3 protein-coding genes are annotated in these 2,558 nt (G+C 42.4%); all 3 read right to left on the bottom strand.

All coding sequences use genetic code 11. The features are described 5' to 3' along the window. Positions 1 to 49: 49 nt before the first annotated feature. Positions 50 to 424 (bottom strand): MmcQ/YjbR family DNA-binding protein, encoded by a 375-nt coding sequence (locus QVO97_RS06410; protein ID WP_022359548.1) that lies wholly within the window; start codon positions 422 to 424, stop codon positions 50 to 52. Positions 425 to 548: 124 nt separating this feature from the next. Continuing rightward, positions 549 to 1,823 (bottom strand): PDDEXK-like family protein, encoded by a 1,275-nt coding sequence (locus QVO97_RS06405; protein WP_022359547.1) that lies wholly within the window; start codon positions 1,821 to 1,823, stop codon positions 549 to 551. Between the two features lie 414 nt (positions 1,824 to 2,237). Continuing rightward, positions 2,238 to 2,558 (bottom strand): adenylosuccinate synthetase (locus QVO97_RS06400; RefSeq protein ID WP_288189172.1); only part of this gene is annotated, 321 nt, incomplete at its 5' end.

Here is a 2,558-nt window from a genome sequence, read left to right as displayed (position 1 = left end):
ATTCTTGCAAAGTGTTGTTAAAAATTCAAAGTTTGACATAAGCTCCCCCCTAGTTGGAAGTATTCTTCTTTTTCTTTGGCGCTGTCAGCTCATAGCTTAACGCAAGTAAATTTTTAATCGGCTCATCCAGCCCCGCATCCCCCAGCAGAACACTGATCCACTTCTCCTTGTTCATATGGTATGCCGGAAAATATCCTTTCTGCCCCCGCAAAGAACCTATCAGCATCGGATCGCTCTTTAAATTTATAACATCTATGGTATTATTATCCTCCAGTCCCAGCTTTCTTCCTGCAACACTCAGAATCACACCATACCATTTATCATTATCTGCCCGACGCAGCACTGCATTCAAATCCTTCCACGGATATTCCGGCTCCGTGCCATATTCTAGTTTTACCCATTGAAATAATTCTTCTCTTGTCATTTTGGTGAAACGCCTCGCTTTCGGTTTCAAGGTAGAATATATTTGTTATTTACAATGTTTGTATTTGTGTAAATGTGTTTTTATAGTGCAGTATGATGTTCTGTTTCAGCGACAATTTATCCTTTTACAAAAGCCACCCCAAAAGCTCTCTCTCGAACACCGCCAACGCCCGCTTCACATACTCCCTCCGCGCCGTTTCATCCACAAGTGAAACCGCACACGGATTCATCTGCTTAAAATCCGGCACTTCTGCCTCTTCGCAGTGGCGTTTTCCGTTCGGATAACACCAGGCAAACCACCAGTCCTCCGGCAGAATTATTTCCTTTTTGAGATATCTGGATGCCTCCTGCTTAAGCCCGTCGGTTATATCATCTACCTGATAGCCTTTCGAAAAGCCATCCTTGGAGCTGGCTTCTTTATCAAACAGGCAAAATCCCGCAAACAAATTATGTTCTACCTCAATCCGAAACCAGAGTTCCAGACCCGCTTTTTGAAATTTTGCCTTTTTTACCACATAATTCAATCCAGGATAGGTGCTGTAACAATCATAAAATTTATCATGCTGCGGATCTTGATAGGAATAATATCCACTATCCTTTTCTAATTTCAAACCATATTTTTCTAAAATTGGCTGCATCTGCTGCTGAAATTCTTCAAACACCTGGCGAATCAGCCGCACCTTTGCCTTTTTCATTGATTTTTCAATCTCAATTCCGGCAAGAAATTTTTCCGGCGATTCGTACAATGCCTCAATCACTTTATCTGCCACTTTCTTCTCTCTTTCATCCGCTATGCTATGTACCGCATCCAAATATTGCTCCATCACTGCCCGAAATGGCTCTTTTAAATTTTGCAATTCACCTTCCAGCCACCGATAGATATCTTCTGCCCATGAAATACACTGGATTTGCCCTAATGGTAATAAATTTCCTCCGCCTTTCTTCTTCCGGCTGTACTCAGATGGCGGCGTTCCAAAACGGGTTAGATATATCAATCGGGAATTTTGTGACATCTCAAAGTAATCCGAACACTGTCCTTCCTGTTCCCCCGCATAGATTTTTACCTCGATCGGAATCTGATACTCCGCATTCCGTATGAAAATATCAATTCTTCTCTCTTTATCGATCGGGTACTCTTTGGCTACCTCCGTATGCAATAGCAATGTATCGCTTACCGGATCCATTTTCAACACATCTCGGATAAACGATTTCAGGAACCGGATTCCGCAGCCATGCATCCCCTCCGGGTTCAGCAGATCGGTCAAAAAACGGCACATGATCACTTCACGGCTCTGTATCTCTAATGCATCAAAAATGTTGTAGGCTGATAATTCCTTATGAAATGGTATGTTTTTACAGTTTGTATGAATTTGCGATAGTAAATCTCTATATGTTTCCATTTCTCATTCTCTGGCGATTCCCGTTTATCTCACTTTTCATTTATAAAACGATTTCTTTTTATCTATCATACCATAAAAAACACGGTTCTCACAGACTCTATCCAAGGCATCCCTCCAACTTTCTTCACACCAAATCATACCTTATCCTGAATTATTCCCTCTTCAAAAAATCAATGACAATTACGAAAAAATCGTCCTTTCCTTGAATCCCGAAATGGACTCTTCCTATGATGGCATAAATCTAAGAATTTAATTGACTGGCTGATTTCAGAATAAACTTGAAAAAGAATGTGCCTTTTTGTGTAATGGAGAATTCCAAGGAATTTCCTATTACACAAAAATAGCGGCGGTCTGCACTCATCATGCGGTCTGCACTCATCATGCAGGACCGCCGCTGAAATTGATTCTATAAAGTTACTTTCTCATAATGATCTCATCACGTCCCGGACCATTGGATACCATGGTTACCGGTACGCCAAGCTCTGCCTCGATCGTCTCGATGTAGTTGCGGCACTCTGCCGGGAGATCTTCGTATTTCTTGATTCCGCGAATATCGCATTTCCAGCCCGGAAGTTTCTTCAGAACCGGTTTTGCCTTCTCCAGTTTGTATGTTACCGGGAAGTCTTTCACTACTTCGCCGTCGATCTCATAGCCTACGCAGATCGGGATCTCATCCAGATATCCCAGAACATCCAGAACGGTCAGAGCCACTTCAGTCGCACCCTGGATGCGGCA

Source organism: Clostridium sp. CAG:43 (assembly GCF_000434655.1).
GTDB classification, from domain to species: Bacteria; Bacillota; Clostridia; order Lachnospirales; family Lachnospiraceae; genus Otoolea; species Otoolea fessa.
This window is presented reverse-complemented; position numbering and strand designations above follow the sequence as displayed.

What these genes read in the sequence shown, in the direction of transcription:
- QVO97_RS06410 (WP_022359548.1), bottom strand. Translation starts at nt 424, where the DNA reads ATGACAAGAGAAGAATTATTTCAATGGGTAAAACTAGAATATGGCACG.
- QVO97_RS06405 (WP_022359547.1), bottom strand. Translation starts at nt 1,823, where the DNA reads ATGGAAACATATAGAGATTTACTATCGCAAATTCATACAAACTGTAAA.